Source organism: Klebsiella sp. WOUb02, assembly GCF_050058015.1.
Lineage (GTDB): Bacteria > Pseudomonadota > Gammaproteobacteria > Enterobacterales > Enterobacteriaceae > Klebsiella.
Window position 1 is genome coordinate 238,137 of the sequence record NZ_CP170105.1, and the last position, 26,463, is coordinate 264,599.

Annotated in this window: 21 protein-coding genes, 1 tRNA gene and 10 pseudogenes; 14 read left to right on the top strand and 18 right to left on the bottom strand. The window is 54.9% G+C overall.

Annotated elements, in window-relative coordinates; all coding sequences use genetic code 11:
• Window positions 1-38: 38 nt before the first annotated feature.
• On the top strand, window positions 39-1,277 hold the full coding sequence (alaC, locus tag ABOC21_RS01765) for an alanine transaminase (RefSeq protein ID WP_426811896.1): 1,239 nt from the start codon (window positions 39-41) through the stop codon (window positions 1,275-1,277).
• Between the two features lie 55 nt (window positions 1,278-1,332).
• Here alaC and ypdK read toward each other — a convergent pair whose 3' ends face one another.
• Window positions 1,333-1,404: a membrane protein YpdK gene (gene ypdK / locus ABOC21_RS01770; protein ID WP_115193904.1), complete on the bottom strand. Its 72-nt coding sequence runs from the start codon at window positions 1,402-1,404 to the stop codon at window positions 1,333-1,335.
• A gap of 359 nt (window positions 1,405-1,763) precedes the next feature.
• Window positions 1,764-2,969 (bottom strand): cyanate transporter, encoded by a 1,206-nt coding sequence (locus ABOC21_RS01775; RefSeq protein ID WP_426811897.1) that lies wholly within the window; start codon window positions 2,967-2,969, stop codon window positions 1,764-1,766.
• Window positions 2,970-3,193: 224 nt separating this feature from the next.
• On the opposite strand from ABOC21_RS01775, the gene cynR reads away from it, so the two are divergent.
• A complete protein-coding gene (gene cynR / locus ABOC21_RS01780; protein WP_426811898.1) occupies window positions 3,194-4,096 on the top strand; it encodes a transcriptional regulator CynR in 903 nt (300 codons plus the stop codon).
• Window positions 4,097-4,135: 39 nt separating this feature from the next.
• Here cynR and ABOC21_RS01785 read toward each other — a convergent pair whose 3' ends face one another.
• Entirely contained in the window at window positions 4,136-4,783 is a 648-nt protein-coding gene (locus tag ABOC21_RS01785) for a TetR family transcriptional regulator (protein WP_426811899.1), read from the bottom strand.
• 127 nt (window positions 4,784-4,910) lie between these two features.
• Between ABOC21_RS01785 and ABOC21_RS01790 the strand changes: the two genes are divergently transcribed.
• The 3 genes and pseudogenes from ABOC21_RS01790 to ABOC21_RS01800 all read left to right on the top strand — a co-directional run bounded on the left by ABOC21_RS01790 (window position 4,911) and on the right by ABOC21_RS01800 (window position 6,880).
• Window positions 4,911-5,570: an O-methyltransferase gene (locus ABOC21_RS01790; RefSeq protein ID WP_426811900.1), complete on the top strand. Its 660-nt coding sequence runs from the start codon at window positions 4,911-4,913 to the stop codon at window positions 5,568-5,570.
• A 208-nt stretch (window positions 5,571-5,778) separates the two neighbouring features.
• Window positions 5,779-6,585, top strand: a pseudogene (locus tag ABOC21_RS01795) (MFS transporter); the annotation flags it as partial.
• Window positions 6,545-6,880, top strand: coding sequence for an MFS transporter (locus ABOC21_RS01800; RefSeq protein WP_426811901.1), 336 nt, complete (start codon window positions 6,545-6,547; stop codon window positions 6,878-6,880). The pseudogene ABOC21_RS01795 and the gene ABOC21_RS01800, both read left to right, overlap by 41 nt.
• 10 nt (window positions 6,881-6,890) lie before the next feature.
• Here ABOC21_RS01800 and ABOC21_RS01805 read toward each other — a convergent pair whose 3' ends face one another.
• From ABOC21_RS01805 to ABOC21_RS01820, 4 genes and pseudogenes are all read right to left on the bottom strand, one after another.
• Window positions 6,891-7,289, bottom strand: a complete 399-nt coding sequence (locus tag ABOC21_RS01805; RefSeq protein ID WP_426811902.1) for a VOC family protein — start codon at window positions 7,287-7,289, stop codon at window positions 6,891-6,893.
• A gap of 138 nt (window positions 7,290-7,427) precedes the next feature.
• A tRNA-Arg gene (locus ABOC21_RS01810) sits at window positions 7,428-7,502 on the bottom strand.
• A gap of 74 nt (window positions 7,503-7,576) precedes the next feature.
• Window positions 7,577-7,690 (bottom strand): annotated as a pseudogene (locus ABOC21_RS01815) (formate/nitrite transporter family protein); the annotation flags it as partial.
• 253 nt (window positions 7,691-7,943) lie between these two features.
• Window positions 7,944-8,513, bottom strand: a complete 570-nt coding sequence (locus tag ABOC21_RS01820; RefSeq protein WP_426811903.1) for a hypothetical protein — start codon at window positions 8,511-8,513, stop codon at window positions 7,944-7,946.
• Between the two features lie 163 nt (window positions 8,514-8,676).
• Here ABOC21_RS01820 and ABOC21_RS01825 point away from each other — a divergent pair.
• Window positions 8,677-8,823 (top strand): annotated as a pseudogene (locus tag ABOC21_RS01825) (helix-turn-helix domain-containing protein); the annotation flags it as partial.
• Here the strand turns inward: ABOC21_RS01825 and ABOC21_RS01830 are convergent.
• The 4 genes and pseudogenes from ABOC21_RS01830 to ABOC21_RS01845 form a co-directional block, all read right to left on the bottom strand.
• A complete protein-coding gene (locus ABOC21_RS01830; protein WP_426811904.1) occupies window positions 8,781-8,969 on the bottom strand; it encodes a transposase in 189 nt (62 codons plus the stop codon). The pseudogene ABOC21_RS01825 and the gene ABOC21_RS01830 sit on opposite strands and share 43 nt — an antisense overlap.
• A 57-nt stretch (window positions 8,970-9,026) precedes the next feature.
• Window positions 9,027-9,472 (bottom strand): annotated as a pseudogene (locus tag ABOC21_RS01835) (IS5 family transposase); the annotation flags it as partial.
• Window positions 9,473-9,517: 45 nt separating this feature from the next.
• Window positions 9,518-10,003 (bottom strand): annotated as a pseudogene (locus ABOC21_RS01840) (IS91 family transposase); the annotation flags it as partial.
• A gap of 327 nt (window positions 10,004-10,330) precedes the next feature.
• Entirely contained in the window at window positions 10,331-11,419 is a 1,089-nt protein-coding gene (locus ABOC21_RS01845) for a YncE family protein (protein WP_426811905.1), read from the bottom strand.
• A 569-nt stretch (window positions 11,420-11,988) separates the two neighbouring features.
• Between ABOC21_RS01845 and fhuE the strand changes: the two are divergent.
• A pseudogene (gene fhuE, locus ABOC21_RS01850) lies at window positions 11,989-14,193 on the top strand (ferric-rhodotorulic acid/ferric-coprogen receptor FhuE).
• Between the two features lie 84 nt (window positions 14,194-14,277).
• On the opposite strand, the gene ABOC21_RS01855 reads toward fhuE, so the two are convergent.
• A complete protein-coding gene (locus ABOC21_RS01855) occupies window positions 14,278-14,940 on the bottom strand; it encodes a recombinase family protein (protein ID WP_426811906.1) in 663 nt (220 codons plus the stop codon).
• A 248-nt stretch (window positions 14,941-15,188) separates the two neighbouring features.
• Between ABOC21_RS01855 and ABOC21_RS01860 the strand changes: the two genes are divergently transcribed.
• The 4 genes from ABOC21_RS01860 (at window position 15,189) to ABOC21_RS01875 (ending at window position 18,768) form a co-directional block, all read left to right on the top strand.
• Complete coding sequence (locus ABOC21_RS01860) at window positions 15,189-15,695, top strand: MarR family winged helix-turn-helix transcriptional regulator (RefSeq protein ID WP_426811907.1); 507 nt, start codon at window positions 15,189-15,191, stop codon at window positions 15,693-15,695.
• 213 nt (window positions 15,696-15,908) lie between these two features.
• The gene (locus ABOC21_RS01865; RefSeq protein WP_426811908.1) at window positions 15,909-16,505 is read left to right on the top strand and encodes a cysteine hydrolase; all 597 of its coding nucleotides are present in this window, start codon (window positions 15,909-15,911) and stop codon (window positions 16,503-16,505) included.
• Window positions 16,502-17,869, top strand: coding sequence for an LVIVD repeat-containing protein (locus ABOC21_RS01870; protein WP_426811909.1), 1,368 nt, complete (start codon window positions 16,502-16,504; stop codon window positions 17,867-17,869). The genes ABOC21_RS01865 and ABOC21_RS01870 overlap by 4 nt, the downstream gene beginning before the upstream one ends.
• Window positions 17,870-17,949: 80 nt before the next feature.
• Entirely contained in the window at window positions 17,950-18,768 is an 819-nt protein-coding gene (locus ABOC21_RS01875; protein ID WP_426811910.1) for a hypothetical protein, read from the top strand.
• Window positions 18,769-19,161: 393 nt separating this feature from the next.
• Here ABOC21_RS01875 and tnpC read toward each other — a convergent pair whose 3' ends face one another.
• The 5 genes and pseudogenes from tnpC to ABOC21_RS01900 form a co-directional block, all read right to left on the bottom strand.
• Window positions 19,162-20,775 carry an IS66 family transposase gene (gene tnpC / locus ABOC21_RS01880; RefSeq protein ID WP_426811793.1) on the bottom strand — a complete coding sequence of 538 codons (1,614 nt, stop codon included), beginning with the start codon at window positions 20,773-20,775 and terminating at the stop codon, window positions 19,162-19,164.
• 20 nt (window positions 20,776-20,795) lie between these two features.
• The gene (gene tnpB, locus ABOC21_RS01885) at window positions 20,796-21,143 is read right to left on the bottom strand and encodes an IS66 family insertion sequence element accessory protein TnpB (RefSeq protein ID WP_426811792.1); all 348 of its coding nucleotides are present in this window, start codon (window positions 21,141-21,143) and stop codon (window positions 20,796-20,798) included.
• Window positions 21,143-21,556, bottom strand: coding sequence for a transposase (locus ABOC21_RS01890; RefSeq protein WP_426811791.1), 414 nt, complete (start codon window positions 21,554-21,556; stop codon window positions 21,143-21,145). Before ABOC21_RS01890 ends, tnpB begins: the two co-directional genes overlap by 1 nt.
• A gap of 40 nt (window positions 21,557-21,596) precedes the next feature.
• Window positions 21,597-21,815, bottom strand: a pseudogene (locus ABOC21_RS01895) (transposase domain-containing protein); the annotation flags it as partial.
• A 32-nt stretch (window positions 21,816-21,847) separates the two neighbouring features.
• A pseudogene (locus tag ABOC21_RS01900) lies at window positions 21,848-22,204 on the bottom strand (IS66 family transposase); the annotation flags it as partial.
• Window positions 22,205-22,307: 103 nt separating this feature from the next.
• Here ABOC21_RS01900 and ABOC21_RS01905 point away from each other — a divergent pair.
• A pseudogene (locus ABOC21_RS01905) lies at window positions 22,308-22,475 on the top strand (tail fiber domain-containing protein); the annotation flags it as partial.
• 34 nt (window positions 22,476-22,509) lie between these two features.
• Here ABOC21_RS01905 and ABOC21_RS01910 read toward each other — a convergent pair.
• Window positions 22,510-24,008 (bottom strand): IS3 family transposase gene (locus tag ABOC21_RS01910; protein ID WP_426811911.1). Its coding sequence is split into 2 segments (ribosomal slippage): window positions 22,510-23,567 and window positions 23,567-24,008, totalling 1,500 coding nucleotides; the frame shifts between segments, so codons are not numbered across the junction.
• Window positions 24,009-24,073: 65 nt separating this feature from the next.
• On the opposite strand from ABOC21_RS01910, the pseudogene ABOC21_RS01915 reads away from it, so the two are divergent.
• Window positions 24,074-25,525, top strand: a pseudogene (locus ABOC21_RS01915) (DUF935 domain-containing protein); the annotation flags it as partial.
• Entirely contained in the window at window positions 25,518-26,372 is an 855-nt protein-coding gene (locus tag ABOC21_RS01920) for a phage minor head protein (protein ID WP_426811912.1), read from the top strand. The pseudogene ABOC21_RS01915 and the gene ABOC21_RS01920, both read left to right, overlap by 8 nt.
• Window positions 26,373-26,463 lie beyond the last annotated feature (91 nt).

Genomic DNA, 26,463 nt, shown 5'->3' on the forward strand with positions numbered 1-26,463 from the left:
TCGGACGGTCCGGGCGCTCACGTTAATCCGAGGAATCTATGGCTGAATTCAGTCCTGAACGCCGCTTTACGCGTATCGATCGTCTCCCCCCGTACGTTTTTAACATTACCGCTGAACTGAAAATGGCTGCGCGGCGGCGCGGCGAAGATATTATCGATTTCAGCATGGGCAACCCGGACGGCGCGACGCCGCCGCACATCGTTGAAAAACTGTGCACCGTTGCCCAACGACCCGATACCCACGGCTACTCTACTTCTCGCGGTATCCCGCGCCTGCGCCGGGCGATATCGCGCTGGTATCAGGATCGCTATAACGTCGACATTGATCCGGAATCGGAAGCCATTGTGACCATCGGCTCGAAAGAGGGGCTGGCGCACCTGATGCTGGCGACGCTGGATCACGGTGACACGGTACTGGTGCCTAACCCCAGCTATCCTATTCATATTTACGGCGCGGTGATTGCCGGCGCGCAGGTACGTTCGGTGCCGCTGGTGGAAGGCGTTGATTTCTTCAACGAACTGGAACGCGCGATCCGCGAAAGCTATCCGAAGCCGAAAATGATGATTCTTGGCTTCCCCTCTAACCCGACCGCCCAGTGCGTCGAGCTGGAGTTCTTTGAAAAAGTGGTGGCGCTGGCGAAGCGCTACGACGTGCTGGTGGTGCATGACCTGGCCTATGCCGATATCGTCTATGACGGCTGGAAGGCGCCCTCTATTATGGAAGTGCCCGGCGCGCGCGACGTGGCGGTTGAGTTCTTCACGCTGTCGAAAAGCTACAATATGGCCGGCTGGCGCATTGGCTTTATGGTCGGCAACAAAACGCTGGTCAACGCGCTGGCGCGAATTAAAAGCTACCACGACTACGGTACCTTCACCCCGCTGCAGGTGGCGGCAATCGCCGCCCTGGAAGGCGATCAGCAGTGCGTGCGCGATATCGCAGAGCAGTACAAGCGCCGTCGCGATGTGCTGGTCAAGGGGCTGCACGAAGCGGGCTGGATGGTGGAGTGCCCGAAAGCATCCATGTACGTGTGGGCAAAGATCCCTGAACACTATGCGGCGATGGGATCGCTGGAGTTCGCCAAAAAGCTGCTGCAGGATGCCAAAGTGTGCGTATCGCCGGGCATCGGCTTTGGCGACTACGGCGACACCCACGTGCGCTTCGCCTTAATCGAAAACCGCGATCGGATCCGTCAGGCTATTCGCGGTATTAAATCGATGTTCCGCGCGGACGGACTTCTTCCCGCCGCAGGCAAGCCGGTGGGCGAGGGCCAGGAATAAACGCGACAATAAAAAAGGGAGCCATCGGCTCCCTTTTTTTAACTATTTACGCTGTTTAGATCATCAGGGCAAAGGTGCCGGCCCAAACGATGACCATAAAAGACACGCCCATAAAAAAGTATTTCACGTCTCATTACTCCGCATTCTCGGCGAAACGCCAAACGAATTTTGTTTTCATTTTTTCCATTAACCGTCGCAGGGAAAACCAGAGGCTTCTGGCGGCTGCGGCGGTTCGGAATTACAGACTGTAACTGCTTCAACTGGCGCTAATGTACGCCTAAAAAATGGGGGAAACAAGAGGCATTTTTTTATTAATTTTTAGTTACTTACGAGTGTCGTGATTCGGCGACACATTAGTTTCGTCCGGTAATAAATACCGTTTTGGCGAAGGCTATTCGCGGCGCTGGTTTTGCCGCAGGTAGCGGTTTGATTTTTGGCTTTTTTCTTATCGGGAATGATGCGCAAGCGGGCCTTACGCATCTGACGTTATCGCACCTCATCGCTGATCGGCTGCGTTTTTCGCCACTCCTGCGGATAGCGTGCCGGTACAAAACGCCGCGTTATGACCATCAGCAGCGCCACGCAGACGGCGTGCAAGGCCCAGTCCAGCACGTAATCCCCGCTCAGGCTGCGCAGCAGGCCCGATAGCCACGGCGAGAGGCCGGCGACGATAAAGCCAATGCCCTGCATAAAGGCCACCAGCCGTCCGGCAATCGCCGGATGTCGGGAGTGGTCGAGCGCCAGCACCAGGCACAGCGGAAAGGCGCCGCCTAAGCCAATACCGCAGCTTATCGCCCACAGCTGCGGCAGGTACAGCGGCAGCCAGATAAACCCGCAGAAGCCAATCAGCTGCAGCAGCAGCGTTAACATCAGCAGTTTGCGCCGATCTTCGTGCCGGGCCAGCATCGGCAGCAGCAGGGCGCCGACGGTTTGCCCAAGCGTCATAACGGCCAGCAGGGTGCCGCTAAGCTGAGCGCTGTAGCCGGACTGCATATAGTAGGGCGGCAGCCAGGCGATGAGGCTGGCGTAGCCGCCGTTAATGAGGCCGAAGTACAGTCCGAGGGTCCAGGCGCGACGGCGGCGGAAAATAGCGGTTTCCGGCGTCGCAGAGGCGGAAGGCGCTCCGCGCGCGGACGCGCGGTTGACGGACCACCAGCCGAGGAGCGCCAGCGCCGCGGGCAGCGTCCACCAGGCCAGGGCGTGATACCAGACGGCGCTGCGCTGCGCCAGCCACGGCGTCAGGGCCGCGCCCAGGCCGCCGCCGCCCATCAGAGCCGCTGACCATAGCCCCATCACCTGGGGCGTATGCTGCGGAAACCGGCGTTTTATCACTCGCGGGATCGTCGCCTGAATAATACCGATGCCGATCCCGCCGAGCAGGGCGCTGCTCAGCAGCAGCCCGCTGCGCGGGGCGAGCTCGCGAATTAGCGCGCCGGCGGCGATCGCCAGCAGGCTCAGCGCGATCCCTCGCTTTTCGCTAAGGCGGTGGTCAATCCACGGGCTGGCCAGCGCCAGCGCGCCCATCGCCACGACCGGGATCGCGGTGAGTAGCGAAACGAGGGTAAAGCTCATACCGCTGGCCTGCTGCAGCTGGGGGAGCAGGGGGCCAATTGAGGTCAGCAGGGGGCGCATATTGATGCCGATGAGGACCAGTACCAGCAGCATCAGCCGGCCCTGCGCCGCGCGGCTCATCGCGACCCGCCTGCCCGCAGCGGACACCGGGGCGGGCGAAGGCGGTGGGCGGTCGGATGCTGAAGAACGTTAACATGGATGGACATAAAGGCTCCTGCAAAAATGGATGCGGCGGGCGGCGGAAGCGCGGCCGATTAAACACGCGGACAGGTTACGTAACTTGTTTCATAAGTTAAAAGGCTTATTTATGATGAGTTCAATTTGAATTACTTATGGATACCAGCATGCTGCTGCGCCACCTCACCTGCTTTCTGGCGATTGCCGAACATCGCGGCTTTACGCGCGCCTCAACGGCGCTCCATATCTCACAGCCGGCGCTATCGCAGCAGATCCGCCAGCTCGAAGAGACGTTGGGAACTCAGCTTTTTGACCGCAGCTCGCGCAGCGTACGCTTAACGGATGCCGGGGAGGTATGGCTTATCTACGCGCGCCGGGCGTTGCAGGATTTAGCCGAAGGAAAGCGCGCCATCCACGATGTGGAGGACCTGCAGCGAGGTACGCTGCGGGTGGCGATGATGCCGACCTTTACGACCTATTTTATGGGGCCGCTGGTGGGCGCTTTTTATCAGCGCTACCCCAATATTTCGCTGAGCCTGCGCGAAATGGATCAGGATCGAATGGAGGCCCTGCTGCGCGATGATGAGCTGGATCTCGGGATTGCCTTCGACGATGGCGGATCGCGCGATATCGTGTCCCGGCCTTTGCTGACCGAAACGCTGGCGCTGGTGGTTGGCCGCCACCATCCGCTGGCGACGCGGCGGCGCGTAAAGCGGGAAGCGCTGAATCAGGAGTCGCTGATCTTGCTCAGCGGAGAGTTTGCAACCCGGGAGCGGATCGATCGCTATTGCCGCCGGTACGCGATTGAGCCGCAGGTGCGGATGGAGGCGAACTCTATCAGCGCGGTACTGACCATGATCCAGCATACGCCGCTATCGACCCTGCTGCCGGCCGCCGTTGTGCGGGAGCGCGACGATCTGGTGGCCATCGAGCTAACCCCGGCGCTGCTGGAAAGAACGGCCTGTCTGCTGCAGCATAAGGATGCCTGGCAGAGCGCCGCGGTACGGGCGTTTAGCGCCATGGCGCTGGAGGTGGCCGCCGGGCCGGACGCCGAAGAGGCCCGGCGCTAGCGTGGGTTCAGGCGCCGCCCGGACCCGGCGGGCAGAGAATTACCGCTGCGCGGCGTCCTCCCGGGCGGTCTCTCTTATCCAGGCGCTGAACATATCCGCCATCGCGTCGGAAAAGCGGCTGATTTCTTCAGCCGTGCGCGGGCTGGAGGAGAAACCGCTGCCCACCGAGCTTAGCGTTGTCGTCAACAGCTCGCAGGCCAGCTGCCGCCTGGCCGCCGTCGCGTCGGGGAGGACTTCCTCAATAAATTGCCCATAGACGCTATCGGCTGCGGTGCGATTTTCTTTAGCCTCGGGCGCATCGCGATAGAGCGGCGCCGCGTCGTTGAGCGCCTGGCGCAGCCCCGCCTCTTCGCACTCCGACTGGATAAACACGTGCACCAGCGTGCGCAATCTGTCGAGGGGAGGACGATCGGCGTTGCCGAGGATCTCGCTGAGCATGGCCGTGGTCTGCTGCCATTCATCGCTTTGCAAACGAAACAGAATTGCCGCTTTGTTGGGAAAATATTGATACACCGACCCGACGCTGACTCCCGCCTTTTCCGCCACCCTTGCGGTGGTAAAGCGCACCGCGCCCTCTTTTTCTAAAACCTGAAGCGCCGCCTGAATAATCGCCGATACCAGCTCGGCTGAACGGGCCTGTTTTGGCCTTTTCCTTAATGAAATCAATTTACTTTTAGCCGTTGGCATGGCGCTTCTCTCCCGGGCCGGAATGCGAATAGTTAATGCGAATAATTGATCGTATTCTTTAAAAGGTGACGAATCATTCGCATTTTATGCCGCAGGCGTAAACCACACAACTTTTGAAGGACTTATTATGTCAACCACGCTGACATCCGCGCCGCTGGCCGCATTATTAGAACGACTGTTTCAACAGGCAAACGGCGCCGCAAGCGCGGCGTTCTCCAGCATTCCTCGTGCCGAACGCGAACGGATGATGACCAGTAAAACCGAATATCTCGAGCTTTATGGTCACCTGAAAGATCTCTGGCTCCCCGTCGCGGCGGAGACCGGGACGCTGCTTTACATGCTGGCCCGCAGCATTCGGGCGCAGCATATTGTTGAGTTCGGCACCTCGTTTGGTATTTCCGCACTGCATCTGGCCGCCGCGCTAAAGGATAACGGCGGTGGCCTGCTGATCACCAGCGAGTTTGAGCCGAATAAAGTCATCCGCGCCCGCGAGCACCTGAAAGAGGCCGGGCTGGATGCTCTGGTCGATGTTCGTGAAGGCGATGCGCTGCAAACCCTGGCGGATAATCTGCCGGAGACCATCGATATGGTGCTGCTGGACGGCGCAAAAGCGCTGTATCCGGAGATTTTGGCTCTCCTCGAAAGCCGCCTGCGTCCCGGCGCGTTTATCATCGCCGACAATGCCGACTACAGCGCCGAATATCTGGAGTACGTGCGTGATCCGCAAAACGGTTATCTGTCCGTGCCCTTTGCTGATGACGTTGAGCTCTCGCTGCGCACGAGATGAAAAATTGCCCGCAATACGGCAAATGAGCCGAAGGGAAAGAGTCCCTTCGGCCCGAAATTTATCCCCGCATTAAATGAATTTACTTATGACTGAACAACAAAATCAAACTTCCGCGGCGCTTAACCACGCCGTGCCGCAGGGCCGGTCCGTATTCCTGACCCTGCTGCCGATTGTGATATCGATTTATATTGGTTTCCTGATTATTGGCATGCAGCTGCCGGTACTACCGCTGCACCTGCACGGTACCCTGGGTCAGAGTACGCTGGTGGTGGGGCTGGTCATCGGGTCGCAGTTCGTAGCGGCTCTGCTTTCGCGCTCCTGGGCCGGCAACTTCGCCGATATACACGGCGCCAAACGCGCGATGGTCATCGGCCTGCTGGTGACGGCCGGGTCAGGGATTCTGTATCTGCTCTCGCTGCTGTTTATTTCCAGCCCCGGCGTTAGCGTGTGGATCCTGCTGGCCGGACGCATTGTGCTGGCGCTGGGCGAAAGCCTGCTGGTTACCGGCGCAATGGGCTGGGGAATCGGGCTGGTGGGCCCGCGTAATGCCGGGAAAGTGATGTCCTGGAACGGGATTGCGATGTACGGCGCCTACGCGTCGGGCGCTCCGCTGGGGGTCGCTTTTAACGCCTGGGGCGGCTTCTTTGGCCTGTCGCTTGCCGTGCTGCTGGTCCCCTTTATTGCTCTGCTGGCTATTGCCAGAGTTCGGGGCGTTGCTCCGCTGGCGACGGAAAAAACATCGTTCTATACCGTACTTAACGCCGTCTGGAAACCGGGGCTTGGCCTCGCGCTGTGCAGCGTTGGCTTCGGCGTTATCGAAGCGTTTATCGCGCTGCTGTTTACCGCCCACAGCTGGGGGAACGCCTCGCTGGCCTTTACCGCTTTTGGCCTGGCCTTTATTGCCGCGCGGGTTGCCTTCGGTCATCTGCCCGATAAGCTGGGCGGCGCGCGGGTTGCGCTAATCTGCGTGGTGATTGAGGCCCTGGGACAGACTGCTTATCTGGCGAGCCGATTCGGCTTCCCTGGCCTATTTTGGCGCGGCGCTTACCGGCTTTGGCTACTCGCTGGCTTTTCCTGGATTTGGCGTGGAAGCCGTACGTCGTGCTCCTCCCCAAACCCGCAGCCTGGCGATGGGGGCGTACGTCGCTTTCCTCGATGTTTCTTTAGGAGTAACCGCTCCGCTGGCCGGTGCTCTGGCGGGTAAATGGGGAATTAACGCCGTCTATCTGGCGAGCGCGGCGACCGTTGCGCTCTCCGCCGCCGTCGCGCTGGTGCTGCTTAACGGAGGAGTAAGCCGTTCGCGAGTATAACGAGCTGATTCTAAGCCGATGACCATGCTCTATTTTGCAGAACGACCCGGTAGCCATCGTCATCGGCAAAGGTGCGCCCGTTAACATCCCAGTAGGGATTAAACGAGTTCACGGGGGTAAAACCGGCCAGCTCCATTTTCGCGCACTCTCTCTGCCACTCTTGCCGATCGGGGTAGTACAGAACCAATAAGTCTTCTGCCGTCTGCGCCGGGCGTACCGGGTGATGATGGCAGAGGGTCAATTCGATATGCCACGGCAAATCTTTATGGCCCAGCATTATCCCGCTGAAGCCGTCGTGATGCGAAAAATCGGCAATTTTTTGTAGACCTAAACCCCGGGTATACATCCTGAATGAGTGCTCAAGGTTGGTTACGGGACGGGCGATACGCAGATGGGTAAAAGACACCATAAACTCCTGTAGCGGTTGTTGTGCGCTGAGAAAACGAAGGTGTCGTTAATATAGATGTCGCGCGGTCTGGCGCTTGCTCGTCAGTGCGGTGTCTAAGCTGGGGTTGGCTGGGAAAAACAAGCGGAGGAGAGGGGCTAATGGTGTCCCCTGCAGGAATCGAACCTGCAACTAGCCCTTAGGAGGGGCTCGTTATATCCATTTAACTAAGGGGACGAAGCGGCGGGATTATAGCGTTTTTTTCCTTACAGGTTAAGCCGCTATCGGCTGACTGCTTAATCTATCGCCACTTAGGGCGTTTTTTTAGCTTTGGCCCGCGCTTTTTTCTCGTTACTGATGTCGTTGCGGATCTGGGCGTGGCTGAGCAGGGCGAAAATAAACGTCCCGCCGCAAATATTGCCGGCCTGTTATGAAGGAAATCATTTGATATTACCGGGAAGAGAAGGAAATAAACGGGAATCCGCGGGATTGCTGGCTTCGCCCTGTTTAGGCATTTGATACCAGTCAAAGAAAAAGTGAGCCGAACGGCAAAACTTTTGATACTTCTACAACCGCGCCTTTAAAAGGCAAAGCATTACGTTCAAAATCAATTCGAACATACTTCGAAAATCAAGGCCGGTAAACGTCGGTGTAGGTTTCGGAAACACCACTCATTGATTAACCGGCCTTCTTACCAGAGTTTGCAAGGCCTGTTTCTGCTACAACTTCACTAGTCTCAAATGCCTCTTTTTTCATACCACTATCAAGCCACACTAGAAGCCGCTCTTTCTCAACATCATTGCATTGCAGTAGCTTAATATTGCGATCATCACACAGCCGTAACACCGTATCTACCCCTTTGCGGACAACAATTTCAAACAGTGATTGTTTTTCCTTCTCTGACAAAATCGAGAACAGTGTCGCGAGTCTGGCGTCTGGATCACTTAGTCCTGAATGTACGCGTTCTTTTTCGTGTTCTTTCTTTGTGTTCACCGGTGGTTCCCCAATTCCCTCAACCAACCAATCAAGCGATACACCTTCATGATTTGCAATACCTTCCAGCAGTTGCTTCCTAGGGGTGGGAGCAATATCACGCCTCTTATAATAGTTCTGTAGGGTATTGATGTTTATACCCCACGCCTTTGCGGCCTCGTTTCTAGATGGATAACGCTCTACCAGATAAAAAATGCGCTCAATGATCGGTTCTTTTACGTTATCGCAAAAAGAACACTTACGTTCTTTATCCATAGTGAGTTCCTTTGTGTGTAATTAATTGAAAAACTACAAAATATAAAGAAATGCAAAGAAAACAAAAAAGAACATTGACTTATGTTCTTTGCGTTCCTATGATTTATCCATACGGATACCCGCGCAGTTATCCGCGCGGATGACTTTTTAGGATAGAGGAATCATGAGCCGAAATGAAGATCTGAATGCTGACTGGCATCCCGAGACCATAAAAGCCGAAATCCACAAACGTGGTTTGTCCCTCCGGACGCTCTCCCTTCAGGCTGGTTACAGCAAGGATTCCCTGAAGAGTGTGTTGCGTACTCCCTGTACACGAACGCCAGCCTGAGTACGCCAGGCATAAAGCGTATTGGCCGGGATCCCCTCAGAACGGGCTAACTGAACGACCGGTTGATTATGTGGCGGCATCATTCTGGCGATCAGAGCGGCTTTACGCTCAGGTGAATAAGTGTTCATTATTGTCCTCTCCGGCCCCCGGAAATTTTTCTGTCAGAGGCGACAACTACCCTGACATGGGGGGCCACTTCCGTCTGTCGCCAGATGAATTTTGGTGCCAAAACCACCGCGAGAGCGACCCAGCCCATTATCTCCGGTGATATCGGGTTGTTTTTTTGCGCACCGGCAGCACATTTCAGCGCCCGGATATTGCTGCCATCCAGTGCAGTGGCCGACCAGTCCACGAGGCCATGTGCATCCAGAGCTGAAAGTAACTTGTTGAAAATAATGTTAATCACACCCGATTTTGACCATCGGTTAAAGCGGTTATAAACGGTCTTCCATGGGCCGTACCGTTCAGGTAAATCACGCCATGGTGCACCTGAACACAGCACCCAGAACATGCCGTTGATGATCATACGATGCTCCGCCCACGGACGCCCGGCCTGTGGAGAGGCAGACGCTGCTGGCAGAAAGGGTTGGATGATAGTCCATGCTTCATCGGGAATGTCGTAGCGAGCCATAGTTTAATATGTTGTGGAAACAGACAGTTACTATAGCTCAGGTGATTACGGGACACAGCCTAATTCCGTGGCATGCCTGCCGGCCTGTGCGCTGACAAAGCGCAGCCGGTTGCCACAGAGGATGCATTGATACGGGTCCGTACGCAGAAATCCTTTCAACAGCGAGGCGAAGCCGGGCTGTTCCGGTGTTTTTCGCGCCTCCATCTGCAGGGCTTCATACACCTTCGGCAGCAGCGAACCCCGTTTGCGGTTCGACAGGAAGCCATAGTAACGCACCATCTTAAAATGCTTCGCCGGTACGTGGCTGATATAGCGTCCGATCATCTCTTCCTGTGTCAGCGTCTGCTGCCGGTGCTGCTGCGTACGGTGGTCGTAATAGTGATGTATCACGGCACCGCCGCTGTAGTGCCTGAGCTTTGCCGCTGACACCGGCGGGCGCTTCAGGTAGCGGCCCAGGTATTTGACGCTCCGCCAGGCGCCCCGGGTCTTCTTCGCAAAGTGCACCTTCCAGCGGCGCCCGTACTGCGACTGGCAGCATATCACCTTTATATGAACGCATCCCGTTTGCAAGGCATTCGTGGTTTTGACGTTGACGGTAGGTTGCAGCTCTATATCCGGTCTTATTGCAGCATGAGCTGCAGGCCACTATGAGATCCGCCAACCCGTACCTAATTCACCTTGCGAGCTTCAGGCTCAGTGCTGGAAAACTGGTAATTTCAACTGCATCAAATACCCCTGAGGCGAAACCTGGGGTGCAACCGCGGCCTTAGTGCAAGGCTCAGCACCGCGCACCGCTCTGCCGAGCTGGCTACTATACGTAAGCAGCGCAATTCATTGCGCTGCTACGCTCAGTCGCGCTTACTTAAGTGCAATGCGCGCCACACTATCTTTGCCCTGTGTGGAGCTATCTTCATTAAATGCCTGCTTCAGAGAGACATACAGCGTTTGGCCATCCGCCGAGACTAGCAAGCTGTTCGGGTTGGTGTTGAATGACCAGTTGTTTTTCACGGCATAAGTGGTAGCATCAAGCTGCAGTACTTTCTTCGACTCGCGCTGAGATATATAGATCTCATTACGTTTACTGTTGAACTTAATACCCAGCGCATCGCCCGGAAGACGTTTGATTACTTTGCCTGTGTGTTCGTCGAAGACCAGAGTAGCCTTGCCTTTAGAGTCGTCGGTGACGAAAAGGCGACCCGTAGACGGATCTTCCGCCATATTCAGGAACAGATATTCCTTTCCATCACCTGCCGTCCAGCGCTGTTCAATTTTGTAGGTTCGAGGATTGATGACCAGAATTTCACCCGCACCATTAGCGGCATAAACGCGTTCGCGTACCGGGGAGTAAATCAAGCCTGTTACCCATTTACCGGCATTCTTGATGGTCGTTTTCAAGGTGAACGTTTTGGTATCCACCACTGAGATAAATCCAGGATCGGCTACGCGACCCACGTATAATTCATCTCCGTGCAGTAGCATTTCACGTGCACCTGGCACATCGCCATCTTTGTCTTTCTTGCCCCCCAGCATCAGGCGTTTCTGCACCTTGCCGCTCTGCGCATCAACTTGCGACACGCCTCCGTCCAGCGAATTGGTGGTGTAGAAGACGCGACCGTCGTCTTCCATCGCCATACCAAAGTTTTTCAGATCGGTGTGGGTTTCAGCCTGAGTCTCCAGAGTCACGGGGTCGAGACGGTAAATCATCCCGCCATTGACGTTTTTAAAGCCCTGAGCACTGGCGACATACAACGCCTTCTCTGCAGGAGAATAGGCCAGTTCATACAGTCCATCCCCCAGTACACGCTGAGTCAACTGCGTATTGACTGGCTTCACTACGGCGACAGGCACTTCTGTTTTTTTGGCCGGTGCCTGGCAAGCCGTCAGGCTAATGGCGGCGATGACCTCAGCGGCAAGGGGAACCAGACGCGGGCTGAAAAACAATTTCATTCTTAACTCCATCGATGGAAAAAGGGATCCCGGTAGGAGGCAGACTTAACCGGAGGGCTGAAGAGAGAATGAGAATAATACGCATTTACCAAAATGACGCAAATGTGCAGAAAACCACAGATTGCTGTGCCCTGCCAATTCACAGCATAAACACGTTTTTTAAGCTGAAAATGGCCAAATTTGGCAATGAATTCACGGCGATAAAAGCCTGAACGTCAACAACCAACGTTTCGATTTCACCGCTATACATTGATTTATAGTATTTTACACAATTAGTTACACAATTAAATGAGACATTTTAAGTTTTCCTAAAGCAAATGATTATCATTGGCTTTCTCAACAAGAGCGGTTATTAACGTTAAATGCCGCAGCACCGTGCGTAATACTAAAATGTTTGGGCACATGCCGTCGCTGTGACACCCCCCCGCAAAACTTGCGTGAGAAATCGTGCCGCTACGAAGCTGGTCTCCCCAGCCGAGTTCATCCGGTTGGCTATACGAGAACGCATAGCGCTGCAATTAAAAAAATAAGAATTAACACAACAACACTCTTTTCGGGCGGGAAATACTATGTTTTTGGATCGCAGGGAAATCTGTGCGGGTTCGAGCGAGCCACGCATCCGTAAAACCTTCACCATCTCATTTCTGACAATGGCGATACACGCCTTTCTCAACCCAGCCCTGGCGGCAGAGGAAACGCAAACGCCGGAAGTCATGGTCGTAAATGCCAATGCGGATAGCGACGCCACGGCACCTCAGGACAAGACAGACTACCAGGTTAAAACCACGCGTGCGGGGACAAAACTGTTGCTGACACCGCGCGATGTACCGCAGTCCGTCAGCGTGATCACTCAGCAACGTATGCAGGATCAACAACTGCAGACGGTAAATGATGTGCTCAATAACACCACGGGCATCACCAGTAATTTGATTGACAGCGAGCGAACCTACTACTTCTCGCGTGGATTTCAACTGAGCAACTTTACCTTTGACGGTATTCCTACCATGGTGGGTGATGCCTGGAACTATGGCGATGCGGCTTCAGACACGGCAATTTATGACCGTATCGAGGTGGTTCGTGGCGCCACGGGCCTGATGACCGGGGCGGGTAGCCCGGCAGCCTCCGTCAATATGGTGCGTAAGCATGCGGACAGCAAAGAATTTACCAGTACATTCAACGCCAGTTACGGCAGTCTGGAATAAACAGCGTTATGTCGCCGATGTGTCCACCCCATTAAATGCATCAGGATCGGTGCGTGGCCGCGTCATTGCCGGTTACCAGAATCAGGACACTGGCTGGATCGGTATAGTAAAAACACCAAATTCTTCTATGGCGTGGTGGATGCGGATATTACCGATAACACCACGTTATCGCTTGGCTACGATTATCAGGATGCCGATACCAAGGATCCCACCTGGGGTGGCAACCCGGTGTTCTACAGCAATGGTGCCCTGACCCATTACTCACGCAGCCTGAATTCAGCCGCCGACTGGACCTACTATCATACAACCGCTCGCAAAGTGTATGCCGACCTGACACATAACTTTGATAACGGCTGGACGTTCCGCCTGAACGGTACCCATGCTGAAAACACCTTCAGCGATAAGCTACTTTATGTGGGCTATTTGTCATACCCGGATCAGGACACCGGCGAAGGTGCCGATGGTTTTGGCAGTATGGATCGGGGCAAGCGTGAACTGACCTCAGTGGATGGTTATGCCAGCGGTCCGTTTGAGTTGTTCGGGCGTGAGCATCAGTTGATGGCGGGTATGAGCTACAGCCGCCAGCATAATGTGACCAACAGTAGCAACGGCATCACGGATGAAGATGCCGGTGATATTGCCACCAGCGATATCGGCATCTTCAACAATCACTGGAATGGCAATATCGCCGAGCCCACGTGGGGTGACTGGTATCAGAACGCGGATGACGTAGTGCGCCAGAAATCGGCCTACACCGCAGTGCGTTTCTCCCTGAGCGACCCGCTGTCGCTCATTGTCGGTGCGCGTTATACCAGGTACAGCACCGATGGGACGAGCGGCAATATGGAAAAGAACAACATTACACCCTACGCTGGTGCTGTATATGACATCAATAACACCTGGTCTGCTTATGCCAGCTACACCTCTATCTTCCAACCGCAGACCTATCGCGACAGCAGTGGAAAATATCTGGCTCCCGTCACGGGGAAAAGCTATGAAACGGGTCTGAAATCCGCCTGGTTTGATGGCCGCCTCACCGCAACCATGGCGGTCTTCCGCATCGAACAAAATAATGTTGGTCAGGCCGTTGATGGCAGTTTTGTCAATAACAGCAGCGAGCAGGCTTACGCGCCAACCAAAGGGGCCCGCAGCAAAGGAGCCGAGTTTGAGCTGAACGGCGCTCTCACCGATAACCTGCAAATGACCTTTGGCGCAACCCGCTATGTCGCGCGTGATTCGGAGGGACGTTATAACCCAGATCAGCCTCAGACCGACCTGAAATTGTTTACCCGTTATCGCCTGCCGATGCTCCAGGCGCTGACCATTGGCGGGGGAATAAACTGGCAAAATCGTGTGTATGAGAATGTTACCGCACCCGATGGCAGCACCCAGCGTGTTTACCAGGGAAGTTACCCACTGGCTAACCTGTTTGCCCACTATCAGGTTAATAAACAGGTCTCGGTACAAGCTAACGTGAATAACCTGTTTGACCGGACGTACTACACCTATATGAGTGGCTACGTCTACGGTGAGCCGCGTAATTTCTCCGTCACCGTAGCTTATCAATTCTGATAAAAGAAAGGCGGCTTAGCGTTGCACTTCGAACTTGAATCCGCCAAGGCGGACGAAAGTAAAATTGTCCGCGCCTGATGTATGTCAGTATGAGGGGCCATGAGATGGATTCAGACTGCCACCCTCCCCTGTGCCAGAATGCTTACATACCCTGATAACCGTCATTTTAGAGACCCCGGCAAGCCGGGCAGTTTCACGCAGGGATTTGCCATGCGTAATCCGCAGTGTGCGGATGAGTTCGTGTTTCTGCATGTCGGCCACCCTGCCCCGGTACTTCCCCTCTCCTTTTGCCTTGCTGATACCCTCGGCCTGACGGCGACGGCGGTCTTCATAATCCTTTCTGGCAATGGCGGCCAGCATATCAAGCATCATGCCGTTGACGGCTTTCAGCATGCTGCGGGTGAAATCATCGCTTACGGTGGTGGTCAGCGCCAGATGGCTGGTTGGCAGGTCCAGGCTGACAATGGCCAGCTGTTTGTCGGTAATCTGTTTGCGGAGTGTGTTCCAGCCGGCGTCATCAAGTCGGGAGAGCCGGTCGACCTGTTCGGTCAGAATGACATCACCGGGTTCGGCGTCTTCCAGAAGTCGCAACAGTTCAGGGCGGTTCATGGTGGTGCCTGAAATATTATCCACATACCAACCTGCGATACGGTGACCGTGCAGGTTAGCAAATGTCTTGAGCGCATTTTTTGCCCGCCATGAATCCTGTTCCGAAGTTGATGCGCGAAGGTAGCCAAAAATGAGCATTTTTCACCCTGATGGTCACGTATAGATGGTCATATGATTAATGGTATCACTAGTATGGTCACATTGATATCTTTTTGCCTCGAAATTAAAGGTATCGTAGGGGTATACATAAAAATCACCCCTTTTTCTGCCACGAAATTTCGTATCAGGACAACTGATGTATTATTCTCATCGGCATATTACCTAAAAAAATTTTATTGACGAAATAAATGTAGCTAGCTACATTTATAGGGAGGAGGGGATGTTAAATGTTCGAACTTAAAGACCTGCCCAGTTATGCAACACTGGAAGCTTTCGGTGTTCACTACGGAAATCCCGATGTGAAAGGGCTTCAGACATGGCTGATCTGGGCATCAGCAACCCAGGAAATGTTGGCAGCGTTCGAGGTAAATCTGGCGCGTCTCTGCGGACTGTCGCAGACACAATTCTTTGTGTTGCTATTACTCAAGCGCAACCCTGATGGCCTGAGTGTAGGGAGTCTTGCAGATGGTGTGTCGGTAACTTCTCAGACCATGACACGGGTCATAGACCGTATGGTGCGCGCAGAGCTGTGCGACCGTAACGTTGATCCGACCGACGCACGGGCGAGACTAATCAGGATTTCACCACAGGGAGATTCGATGCTCGGTAAGGCGTTACCGGGACATTACGAATGGGTGGCAAAGCTTATGAGTTACTTTAGTGAAGAAGAGCGGCTGATGCTAAGTCAGCTTATGCTCAAACTAAGCAAGGCCGGATTACTACCCGGAACGTGAAAAACATTACCGTGTGTTGCTAAGGATTTATGTAGTTTGCTACTTATCTGGAGTAAACATGAAGCCTAAGAATACATCTTTATTTTCATTGCATGTTTTTCTGATGGTGCGCCTGCTTAGGATACCGTTCCGGCAGCTTACTTCACTTTCGATCCCGCTCAGCCGCATCACTACAGGCTTTCTGTTTTTCTGTTCATCAAAAAAGGAGAAACCATGAAAGCTATGAAGCCATCCGCCCTCATCCTGATTGAATACCAGAATGAATGGCTTTCCCCATCCGGAAAGCTCAATCACCTAATCCAGGATCGCGAGCAACTTGATGCGTCGGTCAGTAACTCCAGAGCTGTGCTCGCCGCCGCCAGGAAGCGGGAAATGGAGATCATTCACGTCACCATGACACTGGAACCGACCTACAAACTATTTGGGCGGGCCGAATACGGTTTGCGTGCCGCTATTCCGCAGGCACAGACGTGGTTTGGTGAACCGGCAGGTATTCATCCGGACTTTATGCCATTTCCGGATGAATACGTGATCCGTGAACGCGCCGGAGCCAGTGCGTTCGCCGGAACGACACTTGACAGCTATCTCCGGAATAACCGTATCAATGTACTTTATCTAAGTGGTTATGCACTTCATGTGTGTGTCGAGTCAACACTCCGACAGGCGCATGATCTGGGTTACACCACAAACGTCATCTACGATGCCTCTTCAGCCTTCACGCGTGAACAGCAAAATCATGTCGTAAAAGACATAGTCCATCACTATGGTCGCTCATTGACAACAGCTGAGTTTGTGAAGGGGGACAAATGATAAAGGTAATGTTACTTATTTTTCTGACTTTTTTCCTGGGTTGCGTCTGGTCTCAGGAAGAGTCATCCCCGAAGCGACAACTTCCTGATGGCTGGCTAGGGCATAACTTCGAGCCTGTCGGTTATACTGATCTTGATGGCAGGCCTGCCTTCAAGATGACCATCAAGGAGAAAAACGGCCGCTGGTATCTTTATGCCGCGCACATCTTCCACTCCGGCCTGACGATTCTTGATGTCACCGATCCCACCATCCCTCGGCCACTCAGGTTCATTCCAGAAAACAAAAATACATTCACGCTTCAGGTCGATCAGGCTAACAATCTGATGATCACTTCCCTTGAAAAAAACTTTCTTGATCCGCGAGTCGAGGGTAAGCCGTTTAGCGAAGGCGTTCTGATTTGGGACATCAGTGATCCTGAAAACCCTAAGAAAAAAGGGCATTTCCGTACAGGGGGCACGGGCACGCACCGCAACTTCTATGCTGGCGGGCGATATATGCATCTTGCTGCCGGGATGCCTGGATATGTCGGTAACATCTACGTCATTGTTGATATCAGCGATCCGAGCAATCCCGTTGAAGCGGGGAGGTGGTGGGTCAAGGGGCAGCACAAAGCCGGTGGAGAAAAGATAGATTTAGGTGCAGACCACGACCCAGTGAACCACGGGTATGAAAAACCTCACGATCATGGCCTATGTGGTACCGACGCCGATATTTCCCTGCACGGCCCTCCTTACATAGTGGGGGATAAAGCTTATCTACCGTATGGATCCGCTGGTCTGATCATTCTCGACATCAGCGACATCAGTCAGCCCAGACAACTTGGTCGGCTCGATTTCAGTCCGCCATTCAACAGCAAATTCGGCGTTCACAGTGTGCTTCCTTTCAGAAATGAAACGCTTGCCTACGCCAACTCTGAAAGCGTTACCTATGACAAAGGCCCACGTCATCATTCATCGCTGGTTGATATTTCCAATCCCGTTAAGCCTGTCCTGCTGGGATTGTTACCCGAGCCCATACCACCGGAAGGTATGCCGTATAAAGATTTTTTCGAAAAGGGAGGCTGGCGTGGACCACATAACATCAATCACCTGCAGCACAACCCTGACGTTGAAAAGCAAAAAAATCTGCTGTATGTGGCTCATTTCAACGCCGGTCTCAGGGCATACGACATTTCAAACCCGAGACTACCACGAGAGGTCGGATTCTTTATGGCCCCTGAACCATCAGACAGGATCGGCTACCTCCCTCGTGGAAAGCTGGTTTTACAAGCGGAAGACGTACTGACAGACAGGCGAGGCTACACCTATATATCTCACAAGAATCAGGGAATCTGGATCGTGAGATATACCGGGGTAAAACCATGAAAAGTGCTTACAAAGGTCAATGAATGGCAAGCACAAGTGTACATAAATGAACCACGATACTTTGAACAAAGGGGGAGAACATGTTTTTCCTGTATTCGAAGATGAAAATCTGGCTGATAAGTACCTTACTTGCGTCAGTAGCGGCCTTTTCCGCCGATCATATCACTATCAAGCATGTGGGTCTGGCAGAGCCGGAATCCGTGGTTCACGACATGATTGACGATGTATATTATGTTTCAAACATCAACGGCGGCATTGCCGATAAAGACGACAATGGTTTCATTAGCCAGATTGGACCAGATGGAAAAGTTCTTGTACTTAAATGGGCTGATGGTGCCGCCATGGGAACAACGCTGCACGCTCCTAAGGGGCTTTCTATCTCAGGTCGCACACTTTACACTGCAGACATTGACGTAGTACGCCTGTTTGACCTGGAAACAGGCAGGCCTCTGGGGGCCATTCCCATACCTGGAGCTACCTTCCTGAATGGTCTGGTAACATTGCCTTCCGGGGAGGTGGTCGGAACGGAAAGTGCCCTTCTGGTAAAGGGGATGACCATCACGCCAACCGGTAAAGACTTTATCTACCGCATTGCTCGCGACAGGCATGTAACCATCGTTGTGCAGTCGCCTAGTCTCAATCAACCCAACGGCATTTCACTTCTGCCGTCAGATGATTTACTCATTTCAACGCGGGGTGCAGCTGAAATCTATGAACTCACGCCCGAAGGTGAGAAACGTAACGTTCGTACTCTGCCGGGAAAAATAGTTGATGGTGTCGGTCAGGTCCCGGATGGTCGTATTTTTGCTTCGTCCTGGGAAACCGGTGAAATCTATTCAGTAAATCAAAATGGTGTGATATCCAGCCCTTTTGGAAAGCTGGTAGCCCCTGCAGTCTGACTTCCATTTTGATGTAAAGCGAAATCGTATCCTTCTGCCGCTGTTAAAGGCTAACAGCCTAGTACTGACCTCCATACCATCTGAGTGATCCAGCAGTCGGTAGCCTCTCATCTCCTGGTGAGGGGCTTACAGGCTCTTCGTTGACGGCTGCCTGCTCACCCCTTAAATTCGGCTCCGTCTTATACCGTCGAAAAGATTTGTCCTTAACCCTTTCCCGATTTGACCGTAAGCGTCACATTTATGTAGACCTCAATGTTTCACTGTGATGCATCATGGGTAAGCGCCCCATAATGAACGTGGCGTAAGGATTATTTTACGGAGGATAGGTTCCAGGGCAGCAGCTCATGTACCCGGTTTGAAGGTAAGCGCCCCATAATGAACGTGGCGTAAGGATTATTTTACGGAGGATAGGTTCCAGGGCAGCAGCTCATGTACCCGGTTTGAAGGCCAGTCGTTGATCTTGCTTATCACCTCGCACAACCAACCTTCCGGCTCCACACCGTTCAGTTTGCAGGTGCCAAGCAGGCTGTAGATGATGGCTGCTGCCTCACCCCCGTTGTCAGAGCCGAAGAACAGGTAGTTCTTTCTGCCAACCGCCACCGCGCGCAGCGCGTTTTCTCCGATGTTATTGTCGATTTCCACCTGACCGTTACGGCAGTACTCATTCAGGGCGTGCCACTGTTTCAGTATGTACGCGAACGCCTTCGCCGTCTCCGCGTGAACCGACAGCGTCGTCATTTGCGCCTCTATCCACTCGTGCAGCGATGTCATCAGCGGAACCGACCGTGCTTTTCTTATCTGCAGCCGTTTCCCGGCCGGGCTGCCGCGTATTTCCGCCTCGATGGCATACAACGCACCTATACGGTTCAGCGCTTCATTCGTCATTTCTGTCGGGCGTCGAACATGCTCATCGTGGATTTTCCTTCTGGCATGCGCCATGCACGCTGCTTCTCTGATGTGCCCGGACTCATACAGCGTGTCGTAAGCACCGTACGCATCTGCCTGAAGCACGCCTCTGTACCCTGAGAGATGTCGCTGAGGATGTTCCCCCTTACGGTCCGCTGAGTACGAGAACCAGACTGCCGGCGGTTCTGGCACCCCGGCGTTACGGTCATCCCGGACGTAGACCCACAGCCGACCGGTTCGCGTTTTACCACTCCCGGGCTCCAGCACCCTGACCGGCGTGTCATCAGTGTGCACCTTGCCAGCCTGCATAACGTACTGGTTGAGCGCCTCATGCAGCGGACGAAGCCGGTTGCCCATCATCGCGACCCAGCGGACCATCGTGTTACGGCTCAGCGCCAGTCCATGACGGGCGTAGATTTCTGTCTGCCGGTACAGCGGCGTATGCTCCACATATTTTCCGACCAGGATGCGGGCCAGCAGGCTGCTGCCCACACGACTGCCTTCTACCGGCTTTGCCGGGAGCGGGGCCTGCACGATAACGTCGCACCGGCTGCACGCCAGCTTCGGTCGGACCGTTTCGATGATTTTAAAGGCGGTTTTGATGATCTCCAGTTGCTCAGAGAGAGTTTCTCCCATCACCTTCAGCTCTCCACCACATGACAGGCAGACGCTGGTCGCTGGCAGTAAGGTCTGTGTTTCCCGAGGCAGGTCGGCTGGCAGCGGTTTTCGGGCGGTGTGGCGGGTGGGTTTTTCTGGCGTCGTTTGCGACACGACAACACTATCTGCTGGTATATCCGGTACCGGCTCGTTGCCATTCAGGCAGGTTTTTGCCGCCTCCAGTCGGCTTTCCAGCTCTGACAACCGTTTCTCTGCCTGGCGGATTTTGTTTTCCAGCTTATTACGGCTCTTTTCCGAACTCTGACCGAACAGCATTCGCCGTAGTTTATCCAGCTGTGCTTTCAGGCGGTTGATTTCCTGCTCATAACCCGCCACCTGGCCTGCATACTGGCGCAACCGGGTCTGCTGGTCGTTCAGCATCGCCCGCTGTTTACGCAGCATGGCTTTTAACTGGTCGATATCGTCAGGGAGTTCATTTTTCATACACCCGACATTACAACAGGTTACACCCGCAGGCCAGGACGTTGTGATGACTGTGGATGTTTCCAGTTGAGGCCTTCCAGCAGCATAGCCAGTTGCGCCGGGGTCAGATGGATCTTCCCGTCGCTGACAGCGGGCCAGACGAAGTGTCCACGCTCAAGACGTTTGATGAACAGGCACAGACCATCCTCATCGGACCACAGTAGCTTTACCATATCACCACGGCGCCCCCGGAAGATGAACAGGTGGCCGCTGAATGGGTCCTCGTTGAGGACATTCTGCACGCGGGAGGCCAGGCCGTTGAAGCCGTTTCTCATGTCGGTAACGCCCGTCACCAGCCAGATGCGGGAACCCGCAGGAAGGGATATCATCAGCCACCTCTCTTCAGTTCGCGAACCAGAGCCGACAGCATGGCCGGGGTGAGGTTGCCGGACAGCTTCAGGCGTGCACGGCCGATACTGACCTCACAGCATTGCCCGGCATCCGGTGGCAGGCTTTGCGCTGATGCTGCCGGGAGCTCGGGCAGCGCGGGTCGTGAGTATTCGGTGGTCACAACAGGAACGATATCGTCACTGATAATGGCCGGTGCTGGGGGTGTATCAGATGGCTCATCAACCAGATGACGATAGCGCTGACGCCAGGTGAACAGCAGGTTGTCATTAATCCCGTTCTGGCGGGCAAGCCGTGCCACGCAGGCACCGGGTTGCAGTGATCGCTGAACCAGGTCGAGTTTGAACGGCATGGAGTAGGTAGCCCGCTGGCGTGGGACTGTCGGTTGGGTCATTTGTGATAGAGTCCATTTAAAAATTAAGTGGACTCTATCATCACCGGATTAAAGGTACGTCGACAGACGTCGTTGCCGGGGCGCTTACGTTTGAAGGCCAGTCGTTGATCTTGCTTATCACCTCGCACAACCAACCTTCCGGCTCCACACCGTTCAGTTTGCAGGTGCCAAGCAGGCTGTAGATGATGGCTGCTGCCTCACCCCCGTTGTCAGAGCCGAAGAACAGGTAGTTCTTTCTGCCAACCGCCACCGCGCGCAGGTAAGCGCCCCATAATGAACGTGGCGTAAGGATTATTTTACGGAGGATAGGTTCCAGGGCAGCAGCTCATGTACCCGGTTTGAAGGCCAGTCGTTGATCTTGCTTATCACCTCGCACAACCAACCTTCCGGCTCCACACCGTTCAGTTTGCAGGTGCCAAGCAGGCTGTAGATGATGGCTGCTGCCTCACCCCCGTTGTCAGAGCCGAAGAACAGGTAGTTCTTTCTGCCAACCGCCACCGCGCGCAGCGCGTTTTCTCCGATGTTATTGTCGATTTCCACCTGACCGTTACGGCAGTACTCATTCAGGGCGTGCCACTGTTTCAGTATGTACGCGAACGCCTTCGCCGTCTCCGCGTGAACCGACAGCGTCGTCATTTGCGCCTCTATCAGCTGTTGACAGCATCGTGAGGTACGGGTACAGTTTTGATACTGTATGGATGTACAGTATTTTATGGCGAATTACACTGAAACAGCAAAAAAGGACATTACGATGGCTGAACAGAAGAAAAGTGCCCTGGTACTGAACGGCGTCAACGACGACATCACCGAACTCAAATCCCTCACCACACTGCGTAAGCGCATCGTCAGCGACGAGGAAATTGTGTCAAAAGCCGCGAACGGATTCCGGCTCTCAAACGGCAATACCGGTGTCATTCTCGGTGCGTGTCAAGGTAGTTGTCGCCTCAGTTGATTCATGCGGCCCGCGTTTCCCGCTCCGGATTTAGCCACACTTCTTCCTGCCGGCTCCAGTTTCGCGTTGCCCCTGACCAGCGGTGCGGATGCTGCTTTTTCGCGGCCTCGTACACCGATTTTCGCTGTGACAGAAGTTGACGGTCTTCGCCTCTGTGCCGCTGACCCGGCGTCACATAGCGGATACCGCTGTGCCGGTGCTCTTCGTTGTACCAGCCGACGAAGCCTTCCACCCAGGCACGGGCCTCTTCCAGCGACGCGAAGCCCTTCTCAGGCCACGCCGGGACGTATTTCAGCGTCCTGAACAGCGACTCCACGTGGGCGTTGTCGTTGCTTACCCGTGGCCGGCTGTGCGACGCGGTTATCTTCAGTTCCGCAAGCTTCACCTGCAGCACCTGTGACTTCATGGGGGCCCCGTTATCCGCATGCAGCACCAGTGGCTCCTGCCAGCAACGCTCGCTCAGCACTGTCCGCTTTACCAGCTCTGCCGCATATTCCCCGCTTTCTACCGGATGCACTTCATAGCCCACGATTTTGCGGCTGAACACGTCTTCTGTCAGATACAGGTAGAACCAGTGGCCCGCCGTCAGCGACTTCAGCCACGTGATGTCCCACGACCAGACCTGGTTCGGCGCTGTTGCCTTCCAGGTCGACAGCGGCCTGCTTTGTGGAGCCTGCTGACGTCCCCGGTGACTGACTTCGCCGTAACGCCGCAGTACCCGGTAAAACGTCGATTCACTGGCGATGTAACGACCTTCATCGGCCAGCACCGGGACGATTTGTGCCGGTGGCAGACTGGCGAACCGGGGTTCATGACAGACAGCCAGCACCAGCTGCTCCTCTTCAGCGCTGAGCCTGTTCTTCGGCACCGGCCGGGGGGCAGCGGGACGCCGGTCATCAGAGCTGCGTTGCCAGCGCTGGCGAGTCCGTTCGCTGATACCCACACACTGACAGGCTGCGTGCTGCCGGGCGCCGGCATCAAGGGCTTCCTGCACCATGGACATCAGCTGTAATCTGTCGGCCGCGGGTGTCATTCGTCCTCGCGTTCTTCGGCGAAGAACGCCTTCAGCTTTTTTTCCAGAATGAGCAGCGCCGCGGCTTCAGCCAGCGCCTTGTCCTTGCGGGCTATTTCACGGTTAAGTTGCTGAATTTCTTTTTTCTGCTTTTTAATCAAGGCTCTTTCTTCACGCTGACCGGGCTGCATAAATTCGTCCCTCCACTGCTGAATTTGCTCAGGATAAAGACCTTTACGGCGACAGTATTCAGCCACAGCATGAGCAGAAAGCGGTGCGGTTTCAACGAGAACGGCAAAGCGGGCGTCCTGCGACCATTCTGGCGTTGACTGACTTTCCGCTACACGAACGCCAGCCTGAGTACGCCAGGCATAAAGCGTATTGGCCGGGATCCCCTCAGAACGGGCTAACTGAACGACCGGTTGATTATGTGGCGGCATCATTCTGGCGATCAGAGCGGCTTTACGCTCAGGTGAATAAGTGTTCATTATTGTCCTCTCCGGCCCCCGGAAATTTTTCTGTCAGAGGCGACAACTACCCTGACATGGGGGGCAGGCGACCCTCTCCGGGCATCAGCGTGGCGAGTACCTTATCCCCGGCCAGACTGGCCGGGGTGTTACGTAATGTGCCGGAAGGTAATGCCAGGGACTACTTTATTCTTGCCGAAGAGATGGAAGAACGTGACCTGCACTATGCCAGCGTGTTACGTACCCGCAAGCTGACTGTCGCCGGTATTCCTCCGGCAGTGGAAGCCGCAAGCGATGATGAGCATGATGTGATGCTGGCTGATGCCGTACGCGATCTGATTGAACAGCCGCAGATGCCTGAGCTGCTGTTTGATCTGCTTGACGGACTCGGCAAAGGCGTGGGAGTCTGCGAAATCCTCTGGGATACCCGCGACGGCTGGAAACCCCGCGACTATGAATGGGTAGACCCGCGTTTCATCAAACCTGACCGCGAGACCCAGCGCCAGTTTCGTCTGCTGACCGATGAACAGCCGGTTGATGGTATCCCGCTGACGCCGGGTAAGTATGTCATTCACTTCCCCCGTCTCAAGTCCGGCCTGCCGCTGCGTAACGGACTGGCCCGTCTGGTGGCGGTGATGTATATGCTCAAGTCCTTTACCGTCCGTGACTGGTGGGCGTTTGCAGAGAAGTTTGGCATACCCATCGTCGTCGGTAAGTACGGGACCAATGCCTCCGATGAGCAGATTAAGATCCTCATTGACGCCATCAGTTCTATAGCCTCCGACGCCGGGTGTGCTATCCCCCAGAGTATGCAGCTTGAGATGCAGGAGACGGCCAGCCGCAACGGCGGTGGCGCTCTCTTCAAAGAGATGGCCGAATGGTGCGACGCCCAGACCAGCAAGGCGGTGCTGGGACAGACCATGACCACCGACGACGGCAGCTCGCGGTCTCAGGCCGACGTGCATGACCGGGTGCGCATGGATATCGCCCGATGGGATGCCCGCCAGCTGGAGAACACTCTCAATGAGTTTCTGGTGCGTCCGTTCATCCAGTTCAACTATGGCCCGCAGGAAAAGTACCCGCGTGTGAAGCTGGCGATCAGTGAACCGGAGGACCTCAAAGCCTTTGTCGATGCGCTTATTCCCCTGGTTGATCGTGGTCTGCGGGTGCAGGAATCTGAGGTCCGGGACAAGTTTGGTCTGGCTGAGCCGGAGACCGGCGCGGTAGTGCTCTCGCCGTCCAACAGCTTCTCTGCCTTCAGCCCGGCACCGGCACTCAACCGTGAGCGGCTGGCGCTGAACCGTGAGCAGGACGATGAGATTGACGTGATGGTCAATGAAGCGCTGAAAGACTGGGAACAGACCGGCGACGCCTTTACCAGTCCGGTGCTGCAGCTGGCCAAAGAGGTCGGGAGTTTTGAGGAGTTTCTGGCGCGTCTGCCGGACCTGCAGAAGACGCTGGAGCCTGCCGCGTTCGTCGAGCAGCTGGCGCTGCTGAGCTTTAAGGCGCGGACACTGGGAGATGAGAACGATGGCTAAAGCTCCCGATATTATCCCCAAAGAGGCACTCGCCTGGCTGAAGTCGAAAAAGCTGACGCCGGGCTTCGATTATCGCGATGTCTGGAAGCAGGAGCACAGCATCGGTTTCACCGTGGCGAAGATGACGCAGCTCGACCTGCTCTCTGACGTCAAAGCGCTGGTCGAAGACGCGATGGCCAGCGGTCAGTCTTTCGCTGAATTCCGGGAGGTGCTGAAGCCTCTGCTGGTGAAGCGTGGATGGTGGGGTCAGCAGATGATGGATGACCCGCTGACAGGTGAGACAAAGACGGTACAGCTCGGCAGCGATCGTCGTCTGCGTACCATCTACGATACCAACATGCGTACTGCCCGTAGTGCTGGTCAGTGGGACCGCATTGAGCGCACTAAACGTGCAATGCCCTATCTGCTCTATACGCTGGGTCCGTCACGCGAGCACCGCGCCGAGCACCTGAAATGGGCTGACCTTTGTTTGCCTGTTGACGACCCGTTCTGGCAGACACACATCGGCCCCAACGGCTGGGGCTGTAAATGCGGGGTTCGCCAGGTCAGCAAATACGAGTACGATCAGTTGCAGAAAAATGGCGTCCCGCGCAACGTGCAGCAGCCCGATGACAGCGGCCAGCCAACCGGCCACGTTATCCGCCAGACCGTCCCGGTCCGCACCGAAGCGCCTCCCATCAAACGGGTGAAGTGGGTTAACAAACGCACCGGCGAAGAGGAGCTGGTGCCGGAGGGAATTGATCCGGGCTGGGACTACAACCCCGGCATGCGCCGTCAGGCCGAACTTGAGCGCCAGCTGGCCGCGAAGCAGAGCGCCTTCGACAGTGATAATGAAACGAGGCGTTAATCCGCCTCAAACGCACTCAGGGACTTTACCGGCATTTGTGGTACGATGATTCTCTGAAAAAATCTTAAACGCGCCACGGCGTTTTTGAACG

Coding starts and splice junctions, on each gene's coding strand:
- alaC (WP_426811896.1), top strand. CDS start 39: ATGGCTGAATTCAGTCCTGAACGCCGCTTTACGCGTATCGATCGTCTC.
- ABOC21_RS01775 (WP_426811897.1), bottom strand. CDS start 2,969: ATGAGCCGCGCGGCGCAGGGCCGGCTGATGCTGCTGGTACTGGTCCTC.
- ABOC21_RS01890 (WP_426811791.1), bottom strand. CDS start 21,556: ATGACCCAACCGACAGTCCCACGCCAGCGGGCTACCTACTCCATGCCG.
- ABOC21_RS01875 (WP_426811910.1), top strand. CDS start 17,950: ATGTTTTTCCTGTATTCGAAGATGAAAATCTGGCTGATAAGTACCTTA.
- ABOC21_RS01790 (WP_426811900.1), top strand. CDS start 4,911: ATGTCAACCACGCTGACATCCGCGCCGCTGGCCGCATTATTAGAACGA.
- cynR (WP_426811898.1), top strand. CDS start 3,194: ATGCTGCTGCGCCACCTCACCTGCTTTCTGGCGATTGCCGAACATCGC.
- ABOC21_RS01805 (WP_426811902.1), bottom strand. CDS start 7,289: ATGGTGTCTTTTACCCATCTGCGTATCGCCCGTCCCGTAACCAACCTT.
- ABOC21_RS01920 (WP_426811912.1), top strand. CDS start 25,518: ATGGCTAAAGCTCCCGATATTATCCCCAAAGAGGCACTCGCCTGGCTG.
- ABOC21_RS01870 (WP_426811909.1), top strand. CDS start 16,502: ATGATAAAGGTAATGTTACTTATTTTTCTGACTTTTTTCCTGGGTTGC.
- ABOC21_RS01830 (WP_426811904.1), bottom strand. CDS start 8,969: ATGAACACTTATTCACCTGAGCGTAAAGCCGCTCTGATCGCCAGAATG.
- ABOC21_RS01855 (WP_426811906.1), bottom strand. CDS start 14,940: ATGCTCATTTTTGGCTACCTTCGCGCATCAACTTCGGAACAGGATTCA.
- tnpC (WP_426811793.1), bottom strand. CDS start 20,775: ATGAAAAATGAACTCCCTGACGATATCGACCAGTTAAAAGCCATGCTG.
- ABOC21_RS01865 (WP_426811908.1), top strand. CDS start 15,909: ATGAAAGCTATGAAGCCATCCGCCCTCATCCTGATTGAATACCAGAAT.
- ABOC21_RS01860 (WP_426811907.1), top strand. CDS start 15,189: ATGTTCGAACTTAAAGACCTGCCCAGTTATGCAACACTGGAAGCTTTC.
- ABOC21_RS01785 (WP_426811899.1), bottom strand. CDS start 4,783: ATGCCAACGGCTAAAAGTAAATTGATTTCATTAAGGAAAAGGCCAAAA.
- tnpB (WP_426811792.1), bottom strand. CDS start 21,143: ATGATATCCCTTCCTGCGGGTTCCCGCATCTGGCTGGTGACGGGCGTT.
- ABOC21_RS01820 (WP_426811903.1), bottom strand. CDS start 8,513: ATGGATAAAGAACGTAAGTGTTCTTTTTGCGATAACGTAAAAGAACCG.
- ABOC21_RS01845 (WP_426811905.1), bottom strand. CDS start 11,419: ATGAAATTGTTTTTCAGCCCGCGTCTGGTTCCCCTTGCCGCTGAGGTC.